This is a genomic window from Streptomyces sp. GL_148 (genome assembly GCF_057834205.1).
Window position 1 is genome coordinate 5,500,516 of record NZ_CM174396.1, and the last position, 22,682, is coordinate 5,523,197.

Below are 22,682 nucleotides of genomic sequence, written 5' to 3' on the forward strand. Positions count from 1 at the left end.
ACCGGATGATCAGATGAGTGCGGTCGACACCGGATGAGCGGAGCGCGAAGCGTCCGGGTCGCGGCCCCCACGGGGCAATCACCAATCAAACCCCTTAACAAGGAGCGATCGTGGCGCGCGACATCGCGGCTGGCACCACTTCCGACGTACCCACCAAGCACCAGGAGCTCGTCGCCTGGGTCGAGGACATCGCTGCCCTCACCCAGCCCGACCGCATCGTCTGGTGTGACGGCTCCGAGGCCGAGTACGAGGCCCTCTGCGAGGAGCTCGTCTCCAAGGGCACCTTCAAGAAGCTGGACCCGGCCAAGCGCCCGAACTCGTACTACGCCGCCTCCGACCCCTCCGACGTCGCGCGCGTCGAGGACCGGACCTTCATCTGCTCCGAGAAGGAGGAGGACGCGGGCCCGACCAACCACTGGAAGGCCCCTTCCGAGATGAAGGAGCTGTTCGCGGGCAAGGGCGAAGAAGGCGGCATCTTCCGCGGCTCCATGAAGGGCCGCACGATGTACGTCGTCCCCTTCTGCATGGGCCCCCTCGGCTCGGAGCTCTCCGCGATCGGCGTCGAGATCACCGACTCCGCCTACGTCGCGGTCGCCATGCGCACCATGACCCGCATGGGCCAGGCCGTCCTCGACGAGCTCGGCACCGACGGGTTCTTCGTCAAGGCCGTCCACACCCTCGGCGCTCCGCTCGCCGAGGGCCAGGCCGACGTGCCGTGGCCGTGCAACACCACCAAGTACATCTCGCACTTCCCCGAGACCCGCGAGATCTGGTCCTACGGTTCGGGCTACGGCGGCAACGCCCTGCTCGGCAAGAAGTGCTACGCCCTGCGCATCGCGTCCGTCATGGCCCGCGACGAGGGCTGGCTCGCCGAGCACATGCTGATCCTCAAGCTCACCCCGCCGCAGGGCGAGTCGAAGTACATCGCGGCCGCGTTCCCGAGCGCCTGCGGCAAGACCAACCTGGCCATGCTGGAGCCGACCATCCCCGGCTGGACCGTCGAGACCGTCGGCGACGACATCGCCTGGATGCGCTTCGGCGAGGACGGCCGTCTCTACGCGATCAACCCCGAGGCCGGCTTCTTCGGCGTCGCGCCCGGCACCGGCGAGCACACCAACGCCAACGCCATGAAGACCATGTACGCGAACACCGTCTTCACCAACGTCGCGCTCACCCCCGACGGCTCCGACGTCTGGTGGGAGGGCATGACCGAAGAGGCGCCCGCGCACCTGATCGACTGGAAGGGCAACGCCTGGACCCCGGAGTCCGACACCCCGGCGGCCCACCCCAACGCCCGCTTCGCCGTCCCGGCCTCGCAGTGCCCGACGATCGCCGCCGAGTGGGAGGACCCCAAGGGCGTCCCGATCTCCGCGATCCTCTTCGGCGGCCGCCGCGCCTCCGCCGTGCCGCTGGTCACCGAGTCCTTCGACTGGAACCACGGCGTCTTCATCGGCTCGAACATCGCCTCCGAGAAGACCGCCGCCGCCGAGGGCAAGGTCGGCGAGCTGCGCCGCGACCCCTTCGCCATGCTGCCGTTCTGCGGCTACAACATGGGCGACTACATGGGCCACTGGGTCGACGTCGCCAAGGACAAGGACCAGGCCAAGCTCCCGAAGATCTACTACGTGAACTGGTTCCGCAAGAACGACGCGGGCAAGTTCGTGTGGCCCGGCTTCGGCGAGAACAGCCGCGTCCTGAAGTGGATCGTCGAGCGCCTCGACGGCGCCGCCGAAGGTGTGGAGACCCCGATCGGAATCCTGCCGACCGTCGCCTCCCTGGACACCGACGGCCTGGACCTGCCGGCCGCCGACCTGGAGTTCCTGCTCACGGTCGACAAGGAGGTCTGGCGCGACGAGGCCTCGCTGGTCCCCGCGCACCTGAACACCTACGGCGACCACACGCCGAAGGAGCTGTGGGACCAGTACGAAGCGCTCGTCGAGCGCCTGGGCTGATCCAGCCCGCTGGGCTGATCCAGCCCCCACCGAACCCCTGCGGCCGGCTGTCCCCGGCCACGGGCTGACGCGGGATTCCCCGACCTAGGATTCCCTGCGACCTTCCAAATAGGTCGTGTGCGTCTGCTGACGGCGGGCCTCCGTTTCACGGAGGTCCGCCGTCATGCGTTCCGCTTCCTCCCGCAGCAGCGTCAGCTGCCGCTCCAGGTGGCGCTCGGGCGATTCGCCGCCGGCCGTCAGCCGGGTCCACCAGCGGGTCCGGTTGTAGGTGTCCACACACTCCGGCACGTCCGTGCGGATGGCCCGGGTCAGTGCGTGCACCGCCTCCGGGTCGGCGGCCAGCACCCCTGCCACCCAGCCCGGCTCCAGCATCGCCGCGTACAGCCCCAGCAGCCCGGTCAGCACCTCGGCGGGCTCCGACGGCAGGTCCACCTCACCGACGTACTCCTGCAGCCGCGCGAAGTCCTCCCGTACGAAGCCCAGTTGCTCGGCAGGCTCCGGCGGTACCGGCGGCGCCGCCAGGTCCGGCGGGGCGACGAGCGCGCCCGCCCCGTACAGCCCGGCGACGACCACCGGCCAGTACGTGCCGGCCACCCCGGTGAGGGTCAGGCCCACCCCGACCACCCCGCAGGCGCTGCCGGCCAGGTTCTTCTTCGACTCGAGGTACTTGAGAAGGCGCGCCCGGAGAGCCTTATTGGTAGCCACGGATCTCCTCGAAGGCTCCGTCCAGCGAACCGTTGCCGTCGGTGGCGTCGAAGAGCCGCCCGCCGGTCAGTTCGGTGATGTGGGCGAGTTCCTTGCGGTCCGAGTCGCCGAACAGCACGGCGAAGACCGGTGTCTGCTTCTGCGCCTCGGGCAGCCCCGCGTAGAAGTCGTCGAAGTGCTTGGCTCCGACGCCCGCCGTGTTCTCGCCGTCCGTCATCAGCACGATCGAGGTGAAGGCGTCGGTGGTGCCCTTGCCGAGCTGCTGGTACGCCGCCTCCAGACTGCTGTAGATGGCCGTGCCCCCGTCCGGCTGCAGCGACTTCACGTCTCCGCGGATGGCGTCCAGGGCCGGTCCGGGGTTGCCCGGCTCGACCGCGTGCGTCCGGACCTTCTTCACCTTGTCGCCGAAGGGCAGCAGCGTGACTTCCTCACGGTCCCGGAACCGCTCTCCGGTGCCCGAACTCCCGGTCCCCGTCAGGTCGGTGAGCGCCGCCTTCAGCCGGCCGATCCGGTCCTCCTCGGCCATCGACCCCGAGGTGTCCAGCACGTACACCGTGCGCGAGGGCCGGCGCAGCTCGTTCTCGTAGCTGGCGAGCAGCCCGTCCGCCACCGACCGGGTGCCCGGGAAGGGCAGCTCCCGCCGCTTGTCCGGGTTCAGCCCGGCCGCCGGGGCCACCCCGGCCGCGACGGGTCGCCGGAAGGTCTTCTCGGTGATCGCCTTCTGTGCCTCGGTGCCGCGCAGGTACTCGGTCAGCACGCGCCCCGACTCGCGGGCCCCTGCCGGGGCCGAGGTCAGCAGGGTCAGCGGGTAGTGGGCCGTGACCACGCCGTCGAGCGGCCGGATCACCGTCAGGTTCGTCTGCGCGTCCCGGTTCATGGACAGCAGCACCGACTCGTAGTTCACCAGCGCGTCCACGTTCCCGCGCTGGGTGTACGCCGTCGCCAGCCAGCCGGAGGAGCCCGAGGTCAGCTTCTGCCCGGTGAAGAACTCCTTCAGCTTCGGCTGCGCCGTCGCCACGTCCGCGTCGGTCAGCGCCGCCTGTGCGCCGGAGAGCCCGGACGCCACCGAAACCAGTGCCGAGAAACCGGAGTTGGAGCGCACCGGGTCGGTCATCCCGTACGTCAGCTTCCCGCCGGCCACGGCCTCGTGGACCGCCGACCAGGTCACCGACTCGGGCTTCCAGCCCAGCCGGGCCAGTGCTTCCGGCTTCACGCCGAGGGCGACGGGCGAGGACATCACCGGGGTCTCGCTCGACAGCTTGCCCACGGCCTCGGGGCGCAGCCTCAGGTAGTCGTTGGAGGAGAGCCAGACGGCGTCGTACCTGCCGTCGGCCTTGCCGGAGGCGATCTGCTCGACCGCGTCGAGGGTGCCCGACATGGTCAGCTCCACGCCGATCCCGGTGGCGGCCTTCGCCGCCTTCAGGACCTCGTCCATGTCGGAAAGCTCGCTGGAGGCCAGGACGCGCAGCTTGCCCTCCTGGTACGCGGTCTGCTTCGGCTTCGGGTGGTCGGAGTCCTCCGAGCACGCGCTCGCCCCGAGCAGGGTGGCGGCGAGCGCCACCGCCGCGGCGAGTCGTCTGCGCGTCACGGCGCCATGGATGCTCATCGGTCGTTGCCGCCTTCCAGGGCGCTCGCGGTACGGGTGCGCGCCAGGTACGCGGAGGCGGTCTGGAGTTCGCCGGTCAGGGATTCCACGGTGGCGGCCATGTTCTCGGTGGCCTGGACCTTGAAGGTGTCGATGGTGTCGAGCGTCTTGTAGATCTGGGCGAAGGCCGTCCGGAGCGTCTCCGCGCCCACGGCCGGGTCGGCGGCGATCCGCTGGATCTCCCCGCTCTGCGTGGACAGCATCTCCGCGTTGCCGCGGATCAGACCCTCGGTGGTGTCGCGCAGGGTGTTGATCTGCTTGATGACCTCGCCCTGGGTGTTCAGTGCCTGCGCCAGCATCACGGCGATCCGCAGCGCGGACACCGTGGTGGTCGCGGCCCGGTCGACGCCCTTGATCAGCTCTTCGTTGTTGCGCCGGACCACGTCCATCGCCAGGTAGCCCTGCGCGCAGACGGCCAGCTGGGTCAGCAGGTCCTGGTGCTTCTGCCGTACGGGGAACAGCACGTCCACGCGCAGCGCGTCGGCCTGCTGTGGGTCGATCTGGTCGGCGATCCGCTGTTCGACGGCCGCGTCCAGGGCCTCGGTGAGCACCGCGTACTCCTGGAGCTTGCCCATGGTCTCCCAGAGGCGGGCGCGCTCGGTGTGCAGGGCGGCGTTGTCGCGCCGCAGCTCGTCCTGGCCGCCGCGCAGCGCGCCGACGATCCGGTTGAGGGTGGCCTGCGAGGAGGCGTACTTGGCCACGTGGTCGCGGAACTTGTTGCCGCCGGGCAGCTTGGAGATGAGCCTGCGCACCCCCTTCGCCGAGCCGCCCGAGCCCTCGCTCGGGTCGAGGTCCTCGACGGTGCGGCGCAGTTCGACCAGCGAGCCCGCGACGCGGGCCTGGGCGTCGCCGCCACCGTCCGCGGCGAGGGAGCGTACGGCCCGCTCCAGCATGCGGTTGGACTGCTGGGCGGCGCCGCGGATGTCGGCGGAGCCGAGGCCGGCGATCTCCCCGATGCGGTGCGCGAACTCGGGGGAGCGGCTGTCGATGCCGGCCAGCGAGCCGACGTACTCCCCGGCCCGGCGGGCCATCTCCTCGCGCACCCCGTCCTGGAGCGGTACCAGGCCGGAGGCCTGCTCCCGCTTGACGGGGGCCACGGGTTCGGGAGCGGTGAGGACGAGCGGAGCGTCTTCGGGCGGTGTCAATGTCATGGTGGCCCCCTATCCCTTGGCGCGCGCGGCCAGCGCCATCAGGACCTTGACGGTCGGTGCGCTCACCTGGCGGATGCCGGTCAGCTCCGATTTGAGGTACGCGGTGTGCGGCGCGGTGGCGGTGTTGAACTCGGCCACCCCCTCCGTGGGCCGGAACCCGTGGCGGACCACGAGCGAGCGCAGCTTCGGGTCGGTGGACAGCAGGGTGCCGAGCTCCTTGGCCTTCTCGCTGATCGGCACGAAGGTGTGCGGGGAGTTGACGGTGGTGTCGGGGTACAGGACCACCATGTCGCCCGGATCCTGCTTCTGCTGGAGCAGGCTGGCCACTTGGGCCTCGTAGGCGAGGATGAGCGGTTCGCCGCTGCCGCTGATGAAGGCGCGGAAGGGGCCGTCCGTGCTCTGTTCCAGGGCGCCCTGGACGGAGATCAGCTTCTTCATCAGGGGCGCGGTCTTGTCGATGCCGGCGTCGTCGGAGACGACGGTCAGGCCGTTGGCGACGTTCGAGGCGGTGGCGAGGAAGAGCGCGCCCGAGTTGGAGGTGGTGGGATCGGTGGTCTTGACGAACACCGTGCCGGCCAGCTCGGGGTAGGCGCTGGTCCCGCCCTGGAGCTCCTGCCACTTCTTGTCCTCGGCGGCGGCCTTCAGGAAGGGGCCGAGGAGGAGGGTGCCGGAGTTCTTGCCGTTCATCTTCGCGAGGCCGTGGTCGCTGAGGACCTTGGCCGCGTTGGCGCGGGCGATGACGACGAGCGGGGAGAAGAAGGGCTTGGCGTTCTGCGCGCCCTTCACTCCGGCCGCCAGCTCGATCCCATCGGCCGGTTCACTGCTGCTGGGGAAGGCGAAGTCGAATTCCTTCAGGGCGAGTTGGTCCATCGCCCAGGAGCCCGAGGTTTCGGTCTTCACGGTGTAGCCCTTGTCTGCAAGGGCCTTGACGACGTCGGGGTCGCGGAAGAACTCGGACTTCTCCGAACCGATGACGCCACGCACGGTCTTCGTTGCCGTGCCCTCCGGCTTCTTTCCTCCGATGGCGATGACGGCTATCACGCCGCCGACCAGGAGGACCGCCAGGGCGATTCCTAGGATGCGTCTCACGGGTGCAGAGTGCTCGCGGAAACCCACATTCCGCGCGGAGTTGAGTGAACGCGAGGTGACGAGGCGGTCCCACTTCGAAATGCTGTGTGGGCCCGTGGGTGCTGGTGACCGGGGCGGGCTGCCGGGAGGATCGTGCCATGGGCGTGAGCGCGTTGAAGTGGCAGGGCTGGCTGGTCGCCCTGGTGTTCGTGGCGGGACTGCTGGTCTTCGCCCCGCTGGGGCTGTACGTGTGGGCCGGTGGCGCTCCCGCTGCGCGGCCGGCGGGGGCGGCGCGGGGTGACGTACGGATCACCGGGTGCCGGATCGATCCGGCGAGCCGGCGCGTGGTGGCCTCCGTCGAGGCGGTCAACGGCTTCCCGGAGCAGGGGGCTTACGTCGTCACGGTGGAGTTCCGAGAACAGCCGGCGCCGGCTGCGCGGGGCCCCCAGGTGCTGCTGAAGATCCCGGGTGTCCTGTCGGCTGCGACCGAGCTCGCCGAGGCGGTCGGCCCGGTCTGGCCCGCGGCCACGACCCCGTGGTGCGGCATCGCCGCTGCCGACTATGCCCCGGACCCACCCTTCGCCCGGTCCCTGGGGCTCCGCCCCAGACCCCGCGCCTCAAACGCCGGCGAGGCTGATCTTTCAGCCCGTCCGGCGTTTGAGGACCGGGTCCGGGCAGAGCCCGGGGAACGGGCGAAGGGCGGGTAGGGGACAAGCCCCGCAGGGCCGCTCCCGCTGCGCGGGGCCGAGGCCCGTAGGCACGGCCCGCAGGGCCAGGTCGTCCGCCGGGCGGGGCGATCCGCCGGCCGCGGCCGAGGCGGGTTGCACGTTCAAGCCCCGCAGGGCATGGCGCCCGGTCCGGAGCCTCCGCGGCCCCGGACCGGGGCCGTCAGTGGGCGCCGACGAGGTCGAGCGCGGCGGCGTGCGCGTCCATGCGCTCGGCGGCGAGGATCGCGACCGTGGTGTCGGCGCGGGACGCGGCGACGAGCAGGGCGCGGGCGGCGAGGTCGTGGGCGCGCTGGTGCAGCGAGGCGGCGGCCTCGGCGTCGGGCTCCCGGCCGGGTCGCTGGGGCGCGCGGGCGGGCTGGGCCCCGCGCAGGCGGGTCACCTGGGCGGCGACGGCGGCGGCGGCCTCGTCGAGGCCGAGCTCGTCGGTCACGGTGAGCAGTGCGGCGAGGTGCCCGGCGAGCTGGATGTCGAGGGCTTCGGCGCGGCTGCTGCGGGGGTACTCGCTGCGGTGGGCGCCTATGCGGGGGTCGACCGCCTTGGTGCGAATCGGCTCGTACATGGAGGCCTCCTGCGTGGTCAGGTGACCATCCTACATTGGATCGGTTCTAAAGTTGAGCTGAATCTTGGCCGCGCGTGTCGATGTCTTGATCGCGTGCGTCGGCTTGAATCCGCCTTGTGACGGTCGGGGGCTGACCAGCACTCTTCTCTTTCCGGTACCCGTATGGGGGGATTCCTTACGGGCCGACGCACGCGAAGCTCGGGGTGGGGCAGTCATGGGTGGGACGAGAGACGTGTCGGATGCGCGGGACGCATCCGACACGGACATATCCGCGGTAGAGGCAGTGGTGCGGAGCGATGCGGCGCTCCTGGAGGACGACCTGGCGGCCTTCCTGGCCTCCCTGACCACAGCGCCCGCGCGGGACGGGGTGGGGTCGGAATCGGTGTACGAGGCGGCGCTGGGGCGTTCCCTGTACGCGCCGGTCGCCGACGCCGTCGGCTCGAAGGTGGGTCAGGCGGCCTTGGCTCCCGCCGCGGGCGTGCCCGCGGGCCGGGCCCCGCTGCGCCCTTCGATGGTGTTCTGGGCCTACCGCAACTACCGGGGCTTCCCCGGCCCGGCCGGCGAGGAGGCCTCCGCCGCGGACCTGGCCGCGGTCCGCCGCGCGGCGGTGGCGGTACGCGTGCTGCTGAAGGCCGCGGTCGCCCTCGACGACATCCAGGACGGCAGCGGCTTCCGCTACGGGGAGCCCGCCCTCCACGTCACCCACGGCATCCCGCTCGCCCTCAACACGGGCTCCCTGCTGATCACCGCGGCACTGGAGCACGCGGCCGAGCCGGCCGTCGTGCGGAGCCTGCTGCGGTCGGTCGGCCGGGGCCTCACCGGTCAGGCCGTCGACGTCTCCACGCGGACCGCGCTCACGCGCGCCGAGCTGGTCGCCGCGCCCCTCGCGGAGCGGGTGGCCTTCTGGGAGTCGATGGCCGCGCTCAAGACGGGCACGCTGTTCTGGATGCCGCTGGACGCGGCGGTGGCCGCCCTGGGCGTGGTGGAGGAGGAGCGGCGGGTCCTGGACGAGGCCATGCGCAACCTCGGCCTGGCCAGCCAGCTGTTCAACGACCTGACCGACTTCGTGCCCGAGTTCGCAGGCCGGGGCGCCCACGAGGACTTCGGCCAGTTGAGCAACCGGGTCTTCCTCGAGCTGCTCGACTCCGCGCCCGCGGACCTGCGCGCCTCGGGCGAGCTCGTGGGGGCGCGGCTGAAGGAGTTCGTGCTCGGCCATCCGGACCTGCGGGAGACGCTGCTGTCGCTCGCGGCGCAGGCGGTGGAGCTGAAGAGCTCGGCGATGGCGGCGGTGCGCGGCGTCTGCCGCTGCGAGCAGAGCGCGCGGTACTTCGACGTGACGATCGAACGCAAGGGACACCTCATCGACCGGCTGCACGCGACGCTCCTGAAGGGTGAAGGCGCATGAGCCCCACGGACTGCCACACGATGGCCGAGCGCATCCGGGCGAGCACCCGGACCTGGCACGAGGAGCTGGAGGGCACCGCCTTCTGCACCGCGATGCTCGCCGGGACGCTCCCGCTCGACCGGTACGTCGACCAGCTCGCCGCCTACCGCGTGGTCCTGAAGGCGCTGGAGGGCGAACTCTCCCGCGCCACCGGCCCGTGCGTCACCTCGGTGTGGTCGGCGGACCTGGTCAAACTCCCCCTCCTAGACCGCGACCTGATGTACTTCGCCGAGGACGGCGTGTTCCCGGCGTCCGCCGCGGCCGCCCAGGCGGAGGCCTTCGCGCGCGAGATCCGCGCCGCCGCGGCCTCGGAGCCCCTGGCGCTGCTCGGGTTCCTCTACGTACTGGAAGGCTCCACGCTCGGCGGCATGATCCTGCGCCGGTACGTCGCCGAGGCCTACGGGCTGCGCGACACGGACGGCGTGGCGTACTACGCCAGCGGCGACCGCGAGCGCTGGGCCCGCTTCACGGCGCGCATGAACGAGGCGCTCCCCGGGCCGGGCGAGCAGGACGGCGTGATCGCGGCCGCCGGGCGCGCCTACCAGCACGTCGCCGCGATCGCCGGGGCGCTGTCCACCGGACTCGTCGCCGCCGCTCAGAACGGCGTGTAGAACGGCGCGTAGAACAGCGCGGCCCCCGTGCGCGGCCCGTACTCACGGGTCCGCACACGGGGGCCGCGCGCGCATGCGCGGGGACCTACGGCTGGCCGTACCCGTCGAGGAAGTTGCCGATCCGGGTGACCGCGTCGGCAAGGTCCTTCGCGTTGGGGAGGGTCACGATCCGGAAGTGATCGGGCTCGGGCCAGTTGAAGCCCGTACCGTGCACGACCATGATCTTTTCCTCGCGCAGCAGGTCGAGGACCATCTGCCGGTCGTCCTTGATCTTGTAGACGGACGGGTCCAGCCTCGGGAACAGGTACAGCGCGCCCTTGGGCTTCACGCAGGTGATGCCGGGGATCTGCGTCAGCAGGTCGTACGCCGTGTCGCGCTGCTCCAGGATCCGGCCGCCGGGCAGGACGAGGTCGTTGATCGACTGCCGGCCGCCGAGCGCGGTGGCGATGGCGTGCTGGGAGGGCATGTTGGCGCAGAGCCGCATGTTCGCCAGGATCGTCAGGCCCTCGATGTACGACGAGGCGTGCTTCTTGGGCCCGCACACCGCCATCCAGCCGGACCGGTAGCCGGCGACGCGGTAGTTCTTGGAGAGCCCGTTGAAGGTGAGCGTCAGCAGGTCCGGCGCGATGGTGGCGGTGTTCGTGTGCGTGGCGCCGTCGTAGAGGATCCGGTCGTAGATCTCGTCCGAGCAGACGATCAGGTTGTGGCGGCGCGCGATGTCCGTGAGCCCGCGCAGCATCTCGTCGCCGTAGACGGCGCCGGTCGGGTTGTTCGGGTTGATGATCACGATCGCGCGGGTGCGGTCGGTGACCTTGCGCTCGATGTCGGCGAGGTCCGGCATCCAGTCGGACTGCTCGTCGCAGCGGTAGTGCACGGCGGTGCCGCCGGCCAGGCTGACGGAGGCGGTCCACAGCGGGTAGTCCGGCGCCGGGACGAGGACCTCGTCGCCGTCGTCGAGCAGCGCCTGCATGGACATCTGGATCAGCTCGGAGACCCCGTTGCCGATGTAGATGTCCTCGACGTCCAGCTCGATGCCCTTGGTCTGGTAGTGCTGCATGACCGCACGGCGCGCCGAGAGCAGGCCCTTCGCGTCTCCGTAGCCGTGGGCGTTGCCCAGGTTGCGGAGTATGTCCTCAAGGATCTCCGGGGGGCACTCGAAGCCGAAGGCCGCGGGGTTGCCGGTGTTGAGCTTGAGGATGCGATGACCTGCTGCTTCGAGCCGCATCGCCTCTTCGAGCACGGGGCCGCGGATCTCGTAACAGACATTGGCGAGTTTCGTTGACTGGATCACCTGCATGACGGGAGCTTACGGGCCCGGATGCGGGAGCGCTCCGCTATTTGACCCGGAGCCGAGGGGCGGGCGCCGGGCCGATATGTCCCCTTTCGTGCGAAGGCTGGGTACGAGCGCCACGCACCCTTGGAAACGGGGCCCGACGCACCGCTCCGGCCTGCGGAATGAGCGAGCTCGGGGGATGGGCCCGTACCGGTGTTGCGCTCGTCACGCTGGCACGTCCCGGCCTGCGCGTGCGCGCCATTCCAGCCTCGCCGGCGTTTGAGGCGCGGGTCTGGGGCGGAGCCCCCTGGGGGTCCCCCCGGACGGAGTCTGGGGGATGGGTCCGGGCGGAGCCCGGGGAACGGTGGAACCGGGGGTCCCCCCGGACGGAGTCTGGGGGAGGGTAGGGGACCCAGCATCCGCGCCGCGCCACCGGGGCCGCGCCGTGGACAGGCGGCGACCGGCCTCGTCACGGGGCGGGTGCCCCGCGCGGGAACGCGAAAGGAGCGGGGCGCCACCGGTCGGTCGGTGGTGCCCCGCCCCGCCTTCGGGGCGGCACTCAGGCCATGGCGGCCATCGTGGCCATCGCGGTCGCTCCGGAGCGGACCCGCCGGATCCGGCCCTCCGCAGCCAGCTGCCGCAGGTCCCGGTGGATCGTCATCCGGCTGACGCCCAGCTCCCGCACGAGGTCCGCGACCCACACGTGGCCCCGGGTCTCGGCCGCTGCGGCGATCAGCTCCCGCCGCTCCCGGCAGGGCATGCCCCGACCGGGAGTGCGCTGGCCCGGCACGGTTACTTCGCCTCGGCCTTCAGCAGCTCGGCGAGCTCCTCGTCGGACTCGCGGCCGGGGGTCGGGAGGTTCCACTTGGTGATGGCGAAGCGGAAGACGAAGTAGTAGACCGCCGCGAAGCAGAGGCCGATACCGGCCAGGCCCCACGGGTTGGACGCGATGCCGAGGTTGAGGAAGAAGTCGATCGCGCCGGCCGAGAAGCCGAAGCCGTCCTTCATTCCGAGCGCCCAGGTCAGCGCCAGGGAGACACCGGTCAGGACCGCGTGGATCGCGTACAGCACCGGGGCGATGAACATGAAGGTGAACTCGATCGGCTCGGTGATGCCCGTGACGAAGGCGGTGAGCGCGAGGGAGAACATCATGCCGCCGACGACCTTGCGGCGCTCGGGGCGTGCGCAGTGCACGATCGCCAGGCAGGCGGCCGGGAGGGCGAACATCATGATCGGGAAGAACCCGGTCATGAACTGTCCGGCGGTCGGGTCACCGGCGAGGAAGCGGGCGATGTCGCCGTGGGCGCCGTTGTACTCGCCGGCCTGGTACCACGGGAAGGAGTTGACCAGGTGGTGCATGCCGACGGGGATCAGCGCGCGGTTGACGACGCCGAAGATGCCCGCGCCGACGGAGCCGGAGTTGACCAGCCACTCGCCGAGACCGTGGATGCCCTTGCCGAGCACCGGCCAGATGAGACCGAAGACGATGCCGATGACCAGGCCCGCGAAGGAGGACAGGATCGGCACGAGGCGGCGGCCGCCGAAGAAGCCCGCCCAGTCCGGCAGCTTGGTCCGGTAGAACTTCTGGTACAGCAGGGCGGTGACGATGCCCATGACGACACCGCCGAGGACACCGGCGTTGACGGGCGCGTCGATCAGGGCGACCTTGTGGTCGACGACCGCCTCGATCTGCGGCACGTTGCCGTCGCTGAACTTGCCGAGCACGCTGGCGAAGACCACGTAACCGGCGACGGCCGCGAGCCCGGTGGAACCGTCGGACTTCTTCGCGAAGCCCACCGCGATACCGACGGCGAACAGCAGCGCCAGGTTGCCGAAGACGGCGTTGCCGCCGGCGGCCATGTACTTGGCTATCTCGTTGACCCAGCCCGGCAGCGACTCGCTGCCCAGCATGTCGGCGTTGCCGAAGCGCATCAGCAGCGCGGCGGCCGGCAGCACGGCGATCGGCAGCATGAGGCTGCGGCCGAGGCGCTGCATGACCGCCATGACGGCGGAGTTCTTCTTGGCAGACGGGGCCGTCTGCTCGGCTGTACTCACGGTTGCTTCCTCCAGAGGAAACGGGGTGTGTTGCCAAGGCAGGCAGCGCTTGTGTGGGCTGGGCAACAGCTAAGGAAAATGCGCCATTTGCAGCGCGATGTTCCAGTTGTAACACGGTTAAAACCGCATAAACCCATGGTCGGACAGACTGTGGACCTACGACCCGAAGGCTGAGGCCGTAAGCCTCCCGCAACGCGTGCCTTCCGGCGATGTCAGAGGGTCCGGGTACCTTCCGGGGAGGGGAGCGAAGGGGGATCCGCGTGCATCAGCCGACGTATCAGCCGACCGTCGTCCGGGGGGACGCGAGCAGCCCGCAGGCCAAGGGGCCGAAGATCATCGCGCACGTCTGCAACGACCTCGGGGGCTGGGGGAAGGGCTTCGTCCTCGCGCTCTCGAAGCGCTGGACCGAGCCGGAGGTCGCGTACCGGGCCTGGCACAGGGGCCGCAGCGGGAACGACTTCGCGCTCGGCGCGGTGCAGCTCGTCCAGGTCCGGCCGGACACCTGGGTCGCGAACATGGTCGGCCAGCACGGCATGCGCACCGGCAGCGGCGGCCCGCCCATCCGCTACGAGGCGGTCGAGCGCTGCCTCGTCCTCCTGGCGGCCCACGCCGCCGAGCTGGGGGCCTCCGTCCACGTGCCCCGCATCGGCTGCGGCCTGGCGGGCGGCAAGTGGTCGCGCATCGAGCCGCTGATCCGCGACGGGCTGTGCGCGAAGGGGATACCCGTCACGGTGTACGACTTCGGCTAGGACCACAGATGATCGAGGTGTTGGAGCGGATCCGAGTTCACCGCCCGAAGGGCGGTCACCCGCGTAACGGCGGTCGGCCCACCGGCTTCGACCGCGAGGAGATCCGCCGGACCGGCCCTGCCGGTGAGGCGCCCGAAAACCAGTGGAACAGCGTCGCTGTGCGCCACTACCGTGCCGTCGACCCGAGTCGTCCAGGCAAGGACATGCCGTTGTACACCCTGTGAGACCCCCCAAGCGCTGATCGGTCGCGCGTCGCACATGTGCGCCGTGCTGCTTTTTGCTGCGGACTTCTCACTGAAACCGGTGTACTTCTGTGCTCAATAACTGGGCGGTCGTGCCCACCTGCCTGCCGCTCGTTCGCCGCCGTTGCCATGCGTGCGCGTCCGAGCGCTTCCGGGCGAACGGCAAATTTCGTGTCAACGCGAACCACAAGCTCCTCGACGCCTGGCTGCTCGTGCTCTGTACCGCTTGCGGGGACACCGCGAAGCTCACGGTCCTGGAGCGGATGAACGTGCGCTCCGTACGACCTGAGCTCCTGGACCGCATGCATGACAACGACCCTGGCCTGGCAGCCGAGGTGCTCCAGGATCCGGTCATGCGGCGGCGCAATCGCATCGCCCTCGACTGGGACGACGCCTGGCGGCTCGACACCGGCGGATCGGATCACCTGGGCCGGGAGGTGGTCGACGTCTCGGTCCGCTTCGCGGCGCAGATCCCCGTCCGGCCGGTGCGGGTGATCGCTGAAGGTTGCGGTCTTTCCCGGGCCGAGGTCGAAAGACTGATCGCGGACGGGAAACTCGTGTCGGCAGTCCGGCTGGGCGGCAAGCTCTCCGGCGACTTCACCTTCATGCTCAAGCGCTAGCCCCCCGGGACCTGGGGCCTGTCCGGCAAGATCCGCCGGACGGGCCCCGGGCCTGACCGGCAAGATCCGAAAGAGACGGCCTAGCGCTCCGTCCGGGGCGCGGCGCCCGCGCCGGGGGTGAAGCCCCGGACGATCAGCCATCCCGCCAGGGTCAGTTCCCAGGCGAACACCGGGAGTGCGGCGGCCGCGCCCACGGGGGAGAGCTGGTCGTAGGCGCCGAACATCACGGCGACGGCCGAGGCGCAGATCAGCGGGCCGCCGAGCAGCCCGAGCACGGCGATGAAACGCGGTACGAGCCGTGCGCGGTACGCCAGGTACGCGAGCAGGACGGTGTTCAGGCCGAGGGCGATGTTGGGCCCGAGCAGGAACGTCCAGTCGTGCACGGCCACCAGCGCGGCGTCCGCGCCGTCCGCCGCCCCCGCGTCGCGCCGCAGGGTCACCAGCGCCAGGACGGAGGCGATCCCGGCGGCGATGACGGCCGCCTCCAGCAGCCGCCCGAAGGCGTACCCGAGCGCGAGCCCTTCGCCGTGGCGCCGCAGGACGGGGAACAGGGCCGCCCCGGTACCGGCCACCGCCACCACCAGCACCACCTCGCAGAGCGCCCCGAGCAGCGCCTGCGTGTCGGCGCCCTGCGCGAGCCGGCCGTCCGTCGCGCCCAGCAGGGGGCGGTACAGCACCGCCCCGGCTATCGCGGAGACCTCGGTCAGCAGGAACAGCGACCCGGCGGCCACTGCGGTTCTCCGGTCCGGACTCATCTTCTCGGCACCCCTCGCTCGATGGAGGTGTACGTCGTACACCTTGAAGGGACCATAGGTGTACGGCGTACACTCGTCAAGGAGAGGGTGCCGCAGAGGAGACGGAAGGGGCCGAACCGGAATGACCCGGCAGGAAGCCACGGACAAGGCAGAGGGCAAGGCAGAGGACACGGCCACGGGCAAGGCCGCCAAGGCGGAGGGCAAGCAGCGGGTCCCGCTCAACCGGGACCGCGTGCTGCGCGCCGCCGTCGCACTCGCCGACGCCACCGGCATCGACGCGCTCAGCATGCGCAGGCTCGCGCAGGAGCTGGGCGTCGTACCGATGGCCCTCTACAAGCACGTGGCCAACAAGGAGGAGCTGCTCGACGGCATGACCGACGCCGTCGTCGGCGAGATCGACCCGCCGGCCCCGGGCCCGGACTGGCAGCCCGTGGTCCGCGGGCGGATCCTCTCGGCCCGCCGGGTCCTGCTCCGCCACCCCTGGGCGGCGCGGGTCATCGAGTCACGGACCGGCCCCACCCCGGCCGTCATCGCGTACCTGGACTCGATGGCCGGGTGCTTCCGCGGCGGCGGCCTCTCCGCCGACCTCACGCACCACGTGATGCACGCGATGGGCAGCCGCCTGCTCGGCTTCAGCCAGGAGCTGTTCGACACCTCGGGCCCCTCCGGCCCGCCGGATCCCGAACTGGCGGCGCGCTACCCGCACATCGCGGAACTGGCCGCGACGGCCGCGCACGACGACGGCTCCACGGTCGGTGGCGGCTGCGACGACCAGTTCGAGTTCGAGTTCGCCCTGGACCTCCTCCTGGACGGCTTCGAAAGCCTCCGCCGCCAGGGCTGGGCCAGTACGCGCGCCTGACGCGCGGCGTGCCTCGGGGCGGACCGGGGAGAGCCCGGTCCGCCCCGCTTCGGGCCCGCCTACGGGAGGTAGCGTTCGAGCGCCCTCGCGCCCTCCTTCTCGATCAGCTTGCGGGCCTTCTCGACCCGCTCCGGAGTCACGTCCTGGCCGCGCGCCATGACGAGGTCCTCGGGGTCGAACGGGTGCTCCGACCCGGTGTAGAGGTGGGCGGGGCGCTGGGGCTGCTGGTCCGATTCACTGTCCATCGCTACCTCCTGCTGTGTCCCCCTGGCCCCCATCCTCCGGCCGCGCCCCCAAGAACGCACCTCGGGGCCGGGTGGCCCCACGCGGGGCCCCGTCTCAGGCGATCAGGCGCTGTTGACCGCCAGCACCGCCAGCACCGCCGCCAGCGCGACGACCGCCCCGCAGATGCCGAGGTTGACGATCTTGTGCTCCCAGAACACCGCCACGAACTCGCGGATCGTCGCGCTCGGCCAGAAGTACTTCGCCGTCGGCGAGCCCAGCACCTGTCCGTTCACCCCGGCCTTGCGGGCCATCATCGCGGCGCGGAATGCGTGGAAGTTGTTGGTGACCACCACGCAGCGGTAGGAGGGGACCTCCGCCTCCATGATCGTCCGGCTGAACCGGAGGTTCTCCTCCGTCGTGCGGGAGCGGTCCTCCAGCCGTACGTGCTCCTGCGGAACGCCCTCGGCGATCAGCCAGTCGGCCATCGCCCGCGCCTCCGCGACCTTCTCGTCCGCCCCCTTGCCGCCCGAGGTCAGCAGCAGCGGCGGCCGTCCGCCCCGTGCGATCTGGGCGTCGTGGATGGCCTGTCCCTTGCGCAGCCGCGAGGCCAGCAGCGGCGGGACCCGGTCGCCGCCGATCAGGCCGGAGCCGAGCATCACCACGTAGTCCACGTCGCCGCGCACCTTGATCCGCCCGTAGAGGTAGGCGTAGGCGAGGAAGCAGAGGAAGAGGAAGGAGACGTACCCGGCGAGGAAGACCACGCCCCCCGTCACCGCGTCCCACATCTGGGAGCGCCGGGTGCCCGCGGTCAGGACGAACGCGATCAGGGCGAAGATCCCCACCCCCGCCATGAAGGCGAGCAGATTGGCCGGGCGGCGGCCCTCCTTGCGGATCATCGTCACCCCGTTGCCGATCAGGAAGAACCCGAGCGCGACCGTGCCGAGCGCGGGTACCAGGAAGACCAGCGCGACGATGATCCCGGCGAGGCCGTGGGGCAGGTCCGGGACCAGGGTGAGCAGGCCGATCGAGGTGAATATGAAGGTGAGGCCCAGGTAGACCGCGTTGCGGAAACGGCGGCGGTCGGCCCGGACGCTCACGCCGAAGAGGGTGAGGAAGAGAGCGGCAGGGACAAAAGCGAACATGCCGCTCATCGTAGGTGGGAAGTATGAATATCTAGAGGCTGCCGTGCGGCGTGCGGCGGACCGCCCGCCCGGCGAGGACGTCCGTCCTGCGCCCGTCCCGTACGACGAAACGCCCGTCGATCAGGACGTACGGGATCCCGGCCGGCAGCGCGCGCGGGCGCTCGTACGTCGATCCGGCCGCGACCGTCAGCGGATCGAAGAGGACGAGGTCGGCCCGGTGCCCGACGCGCACCAGCCCCCGGTCCGCCAGCCGCAGCCGCGCGGCGGGACGGCCGGATAGGTGGGCGACGCACTCCTCCAGGGAGAGGACGCCCAGCTCGCGCACGTAGTGCCCGAGGTAGTGCGGGAAGGTGCCGTAGGCCCGCGGATGCGGTTTCGCGCCCTGCAGGATGCCGTCCGAGCCGCCCGTGTGGACCGGGTGGCGCATGATCGCCCGTACGTTCTCCTCGTGCCCGACGTGCTGCAGGATGCTCGGTCCGAGCCGGTCGCCCAGCAGCAGCGCCCGGGCCGTGTCCCAGTCCGGGATGCGCGTGCCTACGTACGCCCCGTAGGCCGGATCCGTGGTCCCGGCGATCTCGATCGTCGACCAGTCGACCGGGACCCCGTGGCAGCCGTCGGCGCCCTCCACCTCCAGCGCGTACCGGATCCGCTCGGCTTCGGTGTCGTCGCGCAGGCGCGCCAGGACCGCCTCGGGCCCGCCCTCGTTCGCCCAGCCGGGCAGCAGTGCGACCAGGGTGGTGCAGCCGGGGGTGTACGGGTAGCTGTCGAGGGTGATGTCGGCGCCGTCGGCGAGCGCCCCGTCGAGCAGGGCGAGCAGCTCGCCCGCCCGGCCCCGGTTCTCCCCGAAGTTCATCGTGGCGTGGGCCAGGTGCAGGGCGCAGCCGGCCTCGCGGGTCAGCTCGACCATCTCGGCGTAGGCGGCCAGGGCGCCGCGGCCGTACGAGCGGTGGTGCGGGCAGTAGTAGCCGCCGTACCGCGCCACCACCCGGCACAGCTCGGTCAGTTCGGCTCCGGACGCGTACATGCCCGGGGTGTAGGTGAGCCCGGAGGACATGCCGACGGCGCCCTGGGCGAGCCCCTCGGCGACCAGCGCCCGCATCCGGTCGAGCTCCGCGGGGGTGGCGGGGCGGTCGCCCCAGCCGACGACGTGCGCGCGGACGGTGCCCTGGGGGACGAGGTAGGCGGCGTTGACGGCGATGCCCTGCGCGTCCAGCCGGTCCAGGTATCCGCCGACCGTGCGCCAGTCGAAGTCGATGTCCTCGCCCGTGCCGTTCCAGCCGGCGATGGCGGCCCGCACCTCGGCCAGCGTGCGGTCGTCGACGGGGGCGTAGGACAGGCCGTCCTGGCCCAGGACTTCGAGGGTCACGCCCTGGGCGGCCTTCGCGCCGTGGTCCGGATCGCGCAGCAGGGCCAGGTCGCTGTGGGCGTGCATGTCGATGAAACCGGGGGCCAGGGCGAGGCCGCGGGCGTCGAGCGTGTGCCGTCCGCCGCCCGCGATCCGGCCGCCCACTTCGATGATGCGGCCCTCGTGGATCCCGACGTCGGCGGTGTAGGAGGGCCCGCCCGTGCCGTCGACGACGCGGGCCCCGCGGATGACCAGGTCCATGGTGGGAACGTTCCCCCGAGGCTTAGAAGAACGTCCGGACGTACTCCGTGACCGTGCCGTCGGCCTCCACCACCGGGATCAGCGGCCACTTCTCGAAGATGGTGCACGGGTGGGACATCCCCAGCGCCACCCAGTCGCCGACCTCCACGTCCTCGGCGCGATCCGTCTCCAGCCAGGCGTGCTGGTCGGACAGCTTGACGACGCGGATGCCCGTCGCCGGGCGCTCGGCGCCGGTGAGGGGATCGCGGACCAGCTCCGCCTCGGGCAGCCCCAGGTCGTACGCGATGTCCCGCTTGCCGGCGTTGACGAAGGCCTGGGTCGGGGAGGGGCGGGAGACCACCTGTACCCAGAGCCGGAAGGCGGGGCGCAGGCCGCCCTCCTCGGGGACCCGGTTGAAGGGGGTGAGGCGGGTGTACCAGCCGTGGTCGTGGGAGACGTACGCGCCGGAGCGCAGCAGCTTCAGCACCGGCCGCGAGAGCTCCGGGAGCTCGGCGAACACGTCGGCGACGGCGTCGAACCAGGCGGAGCCGCCCGCGCTGACGACGATCTCGTCGACCCCCTCGAACCGCCCCGCCTTGTCGAACTCGGCCGCCAGGCCGGTGAGCCGGCGCAGGTAGGCGTGCACGGAGTCCGGGTCGGCCCCGGGCACCTCCGCCTCGTACCCGGCGATGCCGACCAGGCGCAGGGTGTCCGTACCCGCCACCGCGTCGGCGACGGCCCGGCAGTCCTCGTCGGTACGGGCCCCCGTGCGGGCGCCTTCCCCGGCGCCGAGCTCGACGACCACGTCGATGCGCTGCGGCCGGCCCGCCAGGGCCCGGTCCATGAGCTGGACCCCGCGCACGGAGTCCACGTAGCAGACGAAGCGGAAGGCGGGGTCCGCGGCGAGCTCGCCGGCCACCCAGCGCAGGGCGGCGGCGTCGACGAGCTCGTTGGCGAGGAAGATCCGCTGGATGCCGAACGCCCGGTAGACGCGGGCCTGGTGGGGGACCGCGGCGGTGATGCCCCAGGCGCCGTGGTCGAGCTGACGCCGGAACAGCTGCGGGGCCATGCAGGTCTTGCCGTGCGGGGCGAAGGCCAGGCCGTGGCGCTCGGCGTAGGTGCCGAGGGCGGCGAGGTTGTGGCTCAGCGCCTCCGCGTCGAGGGTCAGTACGGGCGTGGTGAACCCGCCGGTGTGGAGGTTGCGCCGCTGGGCCGTGAGCTCCCCGACGGTGAGGCCCGCCTGCCCGGCGTCCGGGGGGAGTCCCTTGAACCGGTGGTCCACCGGCTCCTGGGCGAGGGCCTGGACGGGGTCGCTGGGCATGTGGTGTGCCTCCCGGGGGGTTTCGGTTGTTGCGTACAGTGCAACAGTCGTTGCGTGTGCCGCTGCATGCTGTCTAACATCCCGGATGACGACGGGTCAACGGGTCCGGGTTCCGTACGGAGGTGCACGGCGTGAGCCAGTCGGTGGAGCGGGCGCTGCGGATCCTGCCTGCGCTGGCCAAGGGTCCGGCCGGGCTCGGCGAGGTCGCCGAGGTGCTCGACGTGCACAAGAGCACGGCCCTGCGGCTGCTGCGGACCCTCCAGGAACACGGCTTCGTGTACCGGCAGGGCGACGGGCGCTACCGGCTCGGGGCCTCCCTCTTCGCCCTGGCCTCCGAGTCCATCGAGAACCTCGACGTGCGCGAGATCGCCCACCCCCACCTGCTGGAACTGAACCGGACCACCGGGCACACCGTGCACCTCGCCCTGTACCAGGACGACGAGGTCGTCTACGTCGACAAGGTGGACAGCCGCTACGCGGTACGGATGTACTCGCGCATCGGCCGGCCCGTCCCCCTCACCGTCGCCGCCGTGGCGAAGCTGCTGATCGCCGACCTGCCGGAGGCGGAGCGCCGGGCGCTGGCCGCGCGCATCGAGTACCCGGCCTACACCTCCCGCTCCACCCCCGACGCCGCCGCGTACCTGCGCGAGCTGGACCTCGTACGCGCCCAGGGGTGGGCCACGGACCTCGGCGGCCACGAGGAGTCCCTGAACTGCCTGGCCGCCCCCGTCCGCGGACCCGACGGCCGCGTGGTCGCCGCGATGTCCGTCTCCGCCCCCGGCGTGGTCCTCTCCGTCGCGGGGCTGCTCGAACTCCTCCCGCTCGTACGGCAGACCGCCGACGCCATCGGCCACGAGTACTCAGGCTCGGGCCCCCTGCAGGAACAGGAAGAAGACAGGCCATGACCGACAAGACCGCGATCACCCCCGCCACCCACACCGACCCGCCCGCGAAGTTCTCCCACGGCGTCCGCAAGGGCAACATCCTCCAGGTCGCCGGCCAGGTCGGCTTCCTCCCGCACGTGGACGGGCAGGCGCCCACGCCGGCCGGCCCCACCCTGCGCGAGCAGACCCTCCAGACGCTGGAGAACGTCCGCTCCGTCCTGGAGGCGGGCGGCGCCACCTGGGACGACGTGATGATGCTGCGCGTCTACCTCACCGACACCGCCCACTTCGCGGAGATGAACGAGATCTACAACGCCTACTTCGAGGAGCAGAACCTCAAGGAGGCGCCGTCCGCCCGCACCACCGTGTACGTGGGCCTCCCCGGCGGCCTGCTGATCGAGATCGACGCCCTCGCGGTGCTGGGCTAGCTCGCGCGGTCGGCGGGAGCGGGCGGCGGCTCCGGCGTGCGTCTCACAGTGTGTACGGGCGGGCAGTCGACTTCGGCATTCTGTGTATCTTGATCGCCGTTCAAGTTCACACCATGTGGGGGGAACTCTCTTGCGCAAGCGCTCTGTTATAGCCACGGCCATCGCCACGGGCACGCTGGCCGTCCTCGCCGCCACCCCGGCCCAGGCCACCGAGTACAGCTCGGCCCTGAAGCTCCGCGGAGTCCAGTACGACGCCCCCGGCGCGGACTCCAACAGCTGCTCCACCGGCAACACCGCCGCGGAGTACCTGACGATCAAGAACTACTCCTCCTCGGCGACCGTCAACCTCAAGGGCTACGTCGTCAAGGACGCCACCGGCAACCGCTTCACCTTCACCCAGAACCACTACCTCCAGCCCGGTGACTTCGTGAAGCTCCGCGGTGGCTACGGCACCGAGTCCGACGCCAACAACGTCGCCTACCGCGGCAGCTGCAACTTCATCTGGAACAACGACCGCGACACGATCTACCTCTACAAGCCCTCCGGCGCGTCCGCGGATTCCCACTCCTACACCAAGAGCGGGTCCGACGCCGACGGCAACGGTTACGTCACCTTCCACGGCTGACCGGCCCTGACCGGCGGCGGGAGTCGGCAGCGGAAGTCGCCAACTCACGCCGCCGG

Annotated in this window: 24 protein-coding genes; 11 read left to right on the plus strand and 13 right to left on the minus strand. The window is 71.1% G+C overall.

The window, feature by feature from the left end; all coding sequences use genetic code 11:
* Window positions 1-110: 110 nt before the first annotated feature.
* On the plus strand, window positions 111-1,952 hold the full coding sequence (locus AC3IYI_RS25450) for a phosphoenolpyruvate carboxykinase (GTP) (RefSeq protein WP_489405906.1): 1,842 nt from the start codon (window positions 111-113) through the stop codon (window positions 1,950-1,952).
* An 84-nt stretch (window positions 1,953-2,036) separates the two neighbouring features.
* Here AC3IYI_RS25450 and AC3IYI_RS25455 read toward each other — a convergent pair whose 3' ends face one another.
* Genes AC3IYI_RS25455 through AC3IYI_RS25470 form a run of 4 tightly spaced genes read right to left on the minus strand, consistent with a single transcriptional unit; the run spans window position 2,037 to window position 6,542 of the window.
* The gene (locus AC3IYI_RS25455) at window positions 2,037-2,657 is read right to left on the minus strand and encodes a hypothetical protein (protein ID WP_489405907.1); all 621 of its coding nucleotides are present in this window, start codon (window positions 2,655-2,657) and stop codon (window positions 2,037-2,039) included.
* Window positions 2,644-4,263 carry a substrate-binding and vWA domain-containing protein gene (locus AC3IYI_RS25460; protein ID WP_489405908.1) on the minus strand — a complete coding sequence of 540 codons (1,620 nt, stop codon included), beginning with the start codon at window positions 4,261-4,263 and terminating at the stop codon, window positions 2,644-2,646. The genes AC3IYI_RS25455 and AC3IYI_RS25460 overlap by 14 nt, the downstream gene beginning before the upstream one ends.
* Window positions 4,260-5,453 carry a toxic anion resistance protein gene (locus AC3IYI_RS25465; RefSeq protein ID WP_489405909.1) on the minus strand — a complete coding sequence of 398 codons (1,194 nt, stop codon included), beginning with the start codon at window positions 5,451-5,453 and terminating at the stop codon, window positions 4,260-4,262. Before AC3IYI_RS25465 ends, AC3IYI_RS25460 begins: the two co-directional genes overlap by 4 nt.
* Window positions 5,454-5,462: 9 nt before the next feature.
* On the minus strand, window positions 5,463-6,542 hold the full coding sequence (locus tag AC3IYI_RS25470; RefSeq protein ID WP_489405910.1) for a hypothetical protein: 1,080 nt from the start codon (window positions 6,540-6,542) through the stop codon (window positions 5,463-5,465).
* 143 nt (window positions 6,543-6,685) lie between these two features.
* Here AC3IYI_RS25470 and AC3IYI_RS25475 point away from each other — a divergent pair, with 143 nt between their 5' ends.
* Complete coding sequence (locus AC3IYI_RS25475; protein WP_489405911.1) at window positions 6,686-7,228, plus strand: hypothetical protein; 543 nt, start codon at window positions 6,686-6,688, stop codon at window positions 7,226-7,228.
* Window positions 7,229-7,409: 181 nt separating this feature from the next.
* On the opposite strand, the gene AC3IYI_RS25480 is transcribed toward AC3IYI_RS25475, so the two are convergent.
* Window positions 7,410-7,808, minus strand: a complete 399-nt coding sequence (locus tag AC3IYI_RS25480) for an SCO4983 family protein (protein ID WP_489405912.1) — start codon at window positions 7,806-7,808, stop codon at window positions 7,410-7,412.
* A 214-nt stretch (window positions 7,809-8,022) separates the two neighbouring features.
* Here AC3IYI_RS25480 and AC3IYI_RS25485 point away from each other — a divergent pair, with 214 nt between their 5' ends.
* The gene (locus AC3IYI_RS25485; RefSeq protein WP_489405913.1) at window positions 8,023-9,213 is read left to right on the plus strand and encodes a polyprenyl synthetase family protein; all 1,191 of its coding nucleotides are present in this window, start codon (window positions 8,023-8,025) and stop codon (window positions 9,211-9,213) included.
* Window positions 9,210-9,863 carry a biliverdin-producing heme oxygenase gene (locus AC3IYI_RS25490; RefSeq protein WP_489405914.1) on the plus strand — a complete coding sequence of 218 codons (654 nt, stop codon included), beginning with the start codon at window positions 9,210-9,212 and terminating at the stop codon, window positions 9,861-9,863. The genes AC3IYI_RS25485 and AC3IYI_RS25490 overlap by 4 nt, the downstream gene beginning before the upstream one ends.
* 85 nt (window positions 9,864-9,948) lie before the next feature.
* On the opposite strand, the gene AC3IYI_RS25495 is transcribed toward AC3IYI_RS25490, so the two are convergent.
* The 3 genes from AC3IYI_RS25495 to AC3IYI_RS25505 form a co-directional block, all read right to left on the minus strand.
* Entirely contained in the window at window positions 9,949-11,160 is a 1,212-nt protein-coding gene (locus tag AC3IYI_RS25495) for a pyridoxal phosphate-dependent aminotransferase (RefSeq protein ID WP_489405915.1), read from the minus strand.
* A gap of 535 nt (window positions 11,161-11,695) precedes the next feature.
* On the minus strand, window positions 11,696-11,896 hold the full coding sequence (locus AC3IYI_RS25500) for a DeoR family transcriptional regulator (RefSeq protein ID WP_489405916.1): 201 nt from the start codon (window positions 11,894-11,896) through the stop codon (window positions 11,696-11,698).
* A gap of 32 nt (window positions 11,897-11,928) precedes the next feature.
* Window positions 11,929-13,140, minus strand: a complete 1,212-nt coding sequence (locus tag AC3IYI_RS25505) for a PTS transporter subunit EIIC (protein WP_489411661.1) — start codon at window positions 13,138-13,140, stop codon at window positions 11,929-11,931.
* 311 nt (window positions 13,141-13,451) lie between these two features.
* On the opposite strand from AC3IYI_RS25505, the gene AC3IYI_RS25510 reads away from it, so the two are divergent.
* From AC3IYI_RS25510 to AC3IYI_RS25520, 3 genes are all read left to right on the plus strand, one after another.
* Window positions 13,452-13,940, plus strand: a complete 489-nt coding sequence (locus AC3IYI_RS25510) for a macro domain-containing protein (RefSeq protein ID WP_489405917.1) — start codon at window positions 13,452-13,454, stop codon at window positions 13,938-13,940.
* Between the two features lie 8 nt (window positions 13,941-13,948).
* Entirely contained in the window at window positions 13,949-14,164 is a 216-nt protein-coding gene (locus AC3IYI_RS25515) for a hypothetical protein (RefSeq protein ID WP_489405918.1), read from the plus strand.
* A gap of 89 nt (window positions 14,165-14,253) precedes the next feature.
* Window positions 14,254-14,802, plus strand: coding sequence for a DUF1062 domain-containing protein (locus tag AC3IYI_RS25520; protein ID WP_489405919.1), 549 nt, complete (start codon window positions 14,254-14,256; stop codon window positions 14,800-14,802).
* Between the two features lie 80 nt (window positions 14,803-14,882).
* Here the strand turns inward: AC3IYI_RS25520 and AC3IYI_RS25525 are convergent, their stop codons facing one another.
* Window positions 14,883-15,557, minus strand: a complete 675-nt coding sequence (locus tag AC3IYI_RS25525; RefSeq protein ID WP_489405920.1) for a DUF4386 domain-containing protein — start codon at window positions 15,555-15,557, stop codon at window positions 14,883-14,885.
* A gap of 121 nt (window positions 15,558-15,678) precedes the next feature.
* Between AC3IYI_RS25525 and AC3IYI_RS25530 the strand changes: the two genes are divergently transcribed.
* Window positions 15,679-16,416, plus strand: coding sequence for a TetR/AcrR family transcriptional regulator C-terminal domain-containing protein (locus AC3IYI_RS25530; protein WP_489405921.1), 738 nt, complete (start codon window positions 15,679-15,681; stop codon window positions 16,414-16,416).
* 59 nt (window positions 16,417-16,475) lie between these two features.
* Here AC3IYI_RS25530 and AC3IYI_RS25535 read toward each other — a convergent pair whose 3' ends face one another.
* The 4 genes from AC3IYI_RS25535 to AC3IYI_RS25550 form a co-directional block, all read right to left on the minus strand.
* On the minus strand, window positions 16,476-16,661 hold the full coding sequence (locus AC3IYI_RS25535; protein WP_243340661.1) for a hypothetical protein: 186 nt from the start codon (window positions 16,659-16,661) through the stop codon (window positions 16,476-16,478).
* A gap of 102 nt (window positions 16,662-16,763) precedes the next feature.
* On the minus strand, window positions 16,764-17,783 hold the full coding sequence (locus tag AC3IYI_RS25540) for a YdcF family protein (RefSeq protein ID WP_489405922.1): 1,020 nt from the start codon (window positions 17,781-17,783) through the stop codon (window positions 16,764-16,766).
* Between the two features lie 31 nt (window positions 17,784-17,814).
* Window positions 17,815-19,389, minus strand: a complete 1,575-nt coding sequence (locus AC3IYI_RS25545) for an N-acyl-D-amino-acid deacylase family protein (protein WP_489405923.1) — start codon at window positions 19,387-19,389, stop codon at window positions 17,815-17,817.
* 22 nt (window positions 19,390-19,411) lie between these two features.
* Window positions 19,412-20,689 (minus strand): amino acid deaminase, encoded by a 1,278-nt coding sequence (locus tag AC3IYI_RS25550; protein ID WP_489405924.1) that lies wholly within the window; start codon window positions 20,687-20,689, stop codon window positions 19,412-19,414.
* 131 nt (window positions 20,690-20,820) lie between these two features.
* Here AC3IYI_RS25550 and AC3IYI_RS25555 point away from each other — a divergent pair, with 131 nt between their 5' ends.
* From AC3IYI_RS25555 to AC3IYI_RS25565, 3 genes are all read left to right on the plus strand, one after another.
* Window positions 20,821-21,594 (plus strand): IclR family transcriptional regulator, encoded by a 774-nt coding sequence (locus AC3IYI_RS25555; protein WP_489405925.1) that lies wholly within the window; start codon window positions 20,821-20,823, stop codon window positions 21,592-21,594.
* Window positions 21,591-22,001, plus strand: coding sequence for a RidA family protein (locus AC3IYI_RS25560; protein ID WP_489405926.1), 411 nt, complete (start codon window positions 21,591-21,593; stop codon window positions 21,999-22,001). The genes AC3IYI_RS25555 and AC3IYI_RS25560 overlap by 4 nt, the downstream gene beginning before the upstream one ends.
* 130 nt (window positions 22,002-22,131) lie before the next feature.
* The gene (locus AC3IYI_RS25565; RefSeq protein ID WP_489405927.1) at window positions 22,132-22,626 is read left to right on the plus strand and encodes a lamin tail domain-containing protein; all 495 of its coding nucleotides are present in this window, start codon (window positions 22,132-22,134) and stop codon (window positions 22,624-22,626) included.
* Window positions 22,627-22,682 lie beyond the last annotated feature (56 nt).

Coding starts and splice junctions, on each gene's coding strand:
- AC3IYI_RS25460 (WP_489405908.1), bottom strand. CDS start 4,263: ATGAGCATCCATGGCGCCGTGACGCGCAGACGACTCGCCGCGGCGGTG.
- AC3IYI_RS25465 (WP_489405909.1), bottom strand. CDS start 5,453: ATGACATTGACACCGCCCGAAGACGCTCCGCTCGTCCTCACCGCTCCC.
- AC3IYI_RS25480 (WP_489405912.1), bottom strand. CDS start 7,808: ATGTACGAGCCGATTCGCACCAAGGCGGTCGACCCCCGCATAGGCGCC.
- AC3IYI_RS25485 (WP_489405913.1), top strand. CDS start 8,023: ATGGGTGGGACGAGAGACGTGTCGGATGCGCGGGACGCATCCGACACG.
- AC3IYI_RS25490 (WP_489405914.1), top strand. CDS start 9,210: ATGAGCCCCACGGACTGCCACACGATGGCCGAGCGCATCCGGGCGAGC.
- AC3IYI_RS25495 (WP_489405915.1), bottom strand. CDS start 11,160: ATGCAGGTGATCCAGTCAACGAAACTCGCCAATGTCTGTTACGAGATC.
- AC3IYI_RS25500 (WP_489405916.1), bottom strand. CDS start 11,896: ATGCCCTGCCGGGAGCGGCGGGAGCTGATCGCCGCAGCGGCCGAGACC.
- AC3IYI_RS25505 (WP_489411661.1), bottom strand. CDS start 13,140: ATGGCGGTCATGCAGCGCCTCGGCCGCAGCCTCATGCTGCCGATCGCC.
- AC3IYI_RS25515 (WP_489405918.1), top strand. CDS start 13,949: ATGATCGAGGTGTTGGAGCGGATCCGAGTTCACCGCCCGAAGGGCGGT.
- AC3IYI_RS25525 (WP_489405920.1), bottom strand. CDS start 15,557: ATGAGTCCGGACCGGAGAACCGCAGTGGCCGCCGGGTCGCTGTTCCTG.
- AC3IYI_RS25530 (WP_489405921.1), top strand. CDS start 15,679: ATGACCCGGCAGGAAGCCACGGACAAGGCAGAGGGCAAGGCAGAGGAC.
- AC3IYI_RS25535 (WP_243340661.1), bottom strand. CDS start 16,661: ATGGACAGTGAATCGGACCAGCAGCCCCAGCGCCCCGCCCACCTCTAC.
- AC3IYI_RS25540 (WP_489405922.1), bottom strand. CDS start 17,783: ATGTTCGCTTTTGTCCCTGCCGCTCTCTTCCTCACCCTCTTCGGCGTG.
- AC3IYI_RS25545 (WP_489405923.1), bottom strand. CDS start 19,389: ATGGACCTGGTCATCCGCGGGGCCCGCGTCGTCGACGGCACGGGCGGG.
- AC3IYI_RS25550 (WP_489405924.1), bottom strand. CDS start 20,689: ATGCCCAGCGACCCCGTCCAGGCCCTCGCCCAGGAGCCGGTGGACCAC.
- AC3IYI_RS25560 (WP_489405926.1), top strand. CDS start 21,591: ATGACCGACAAGACCGCGATCACCCCCGCCACCCACACCGACCCGCCC.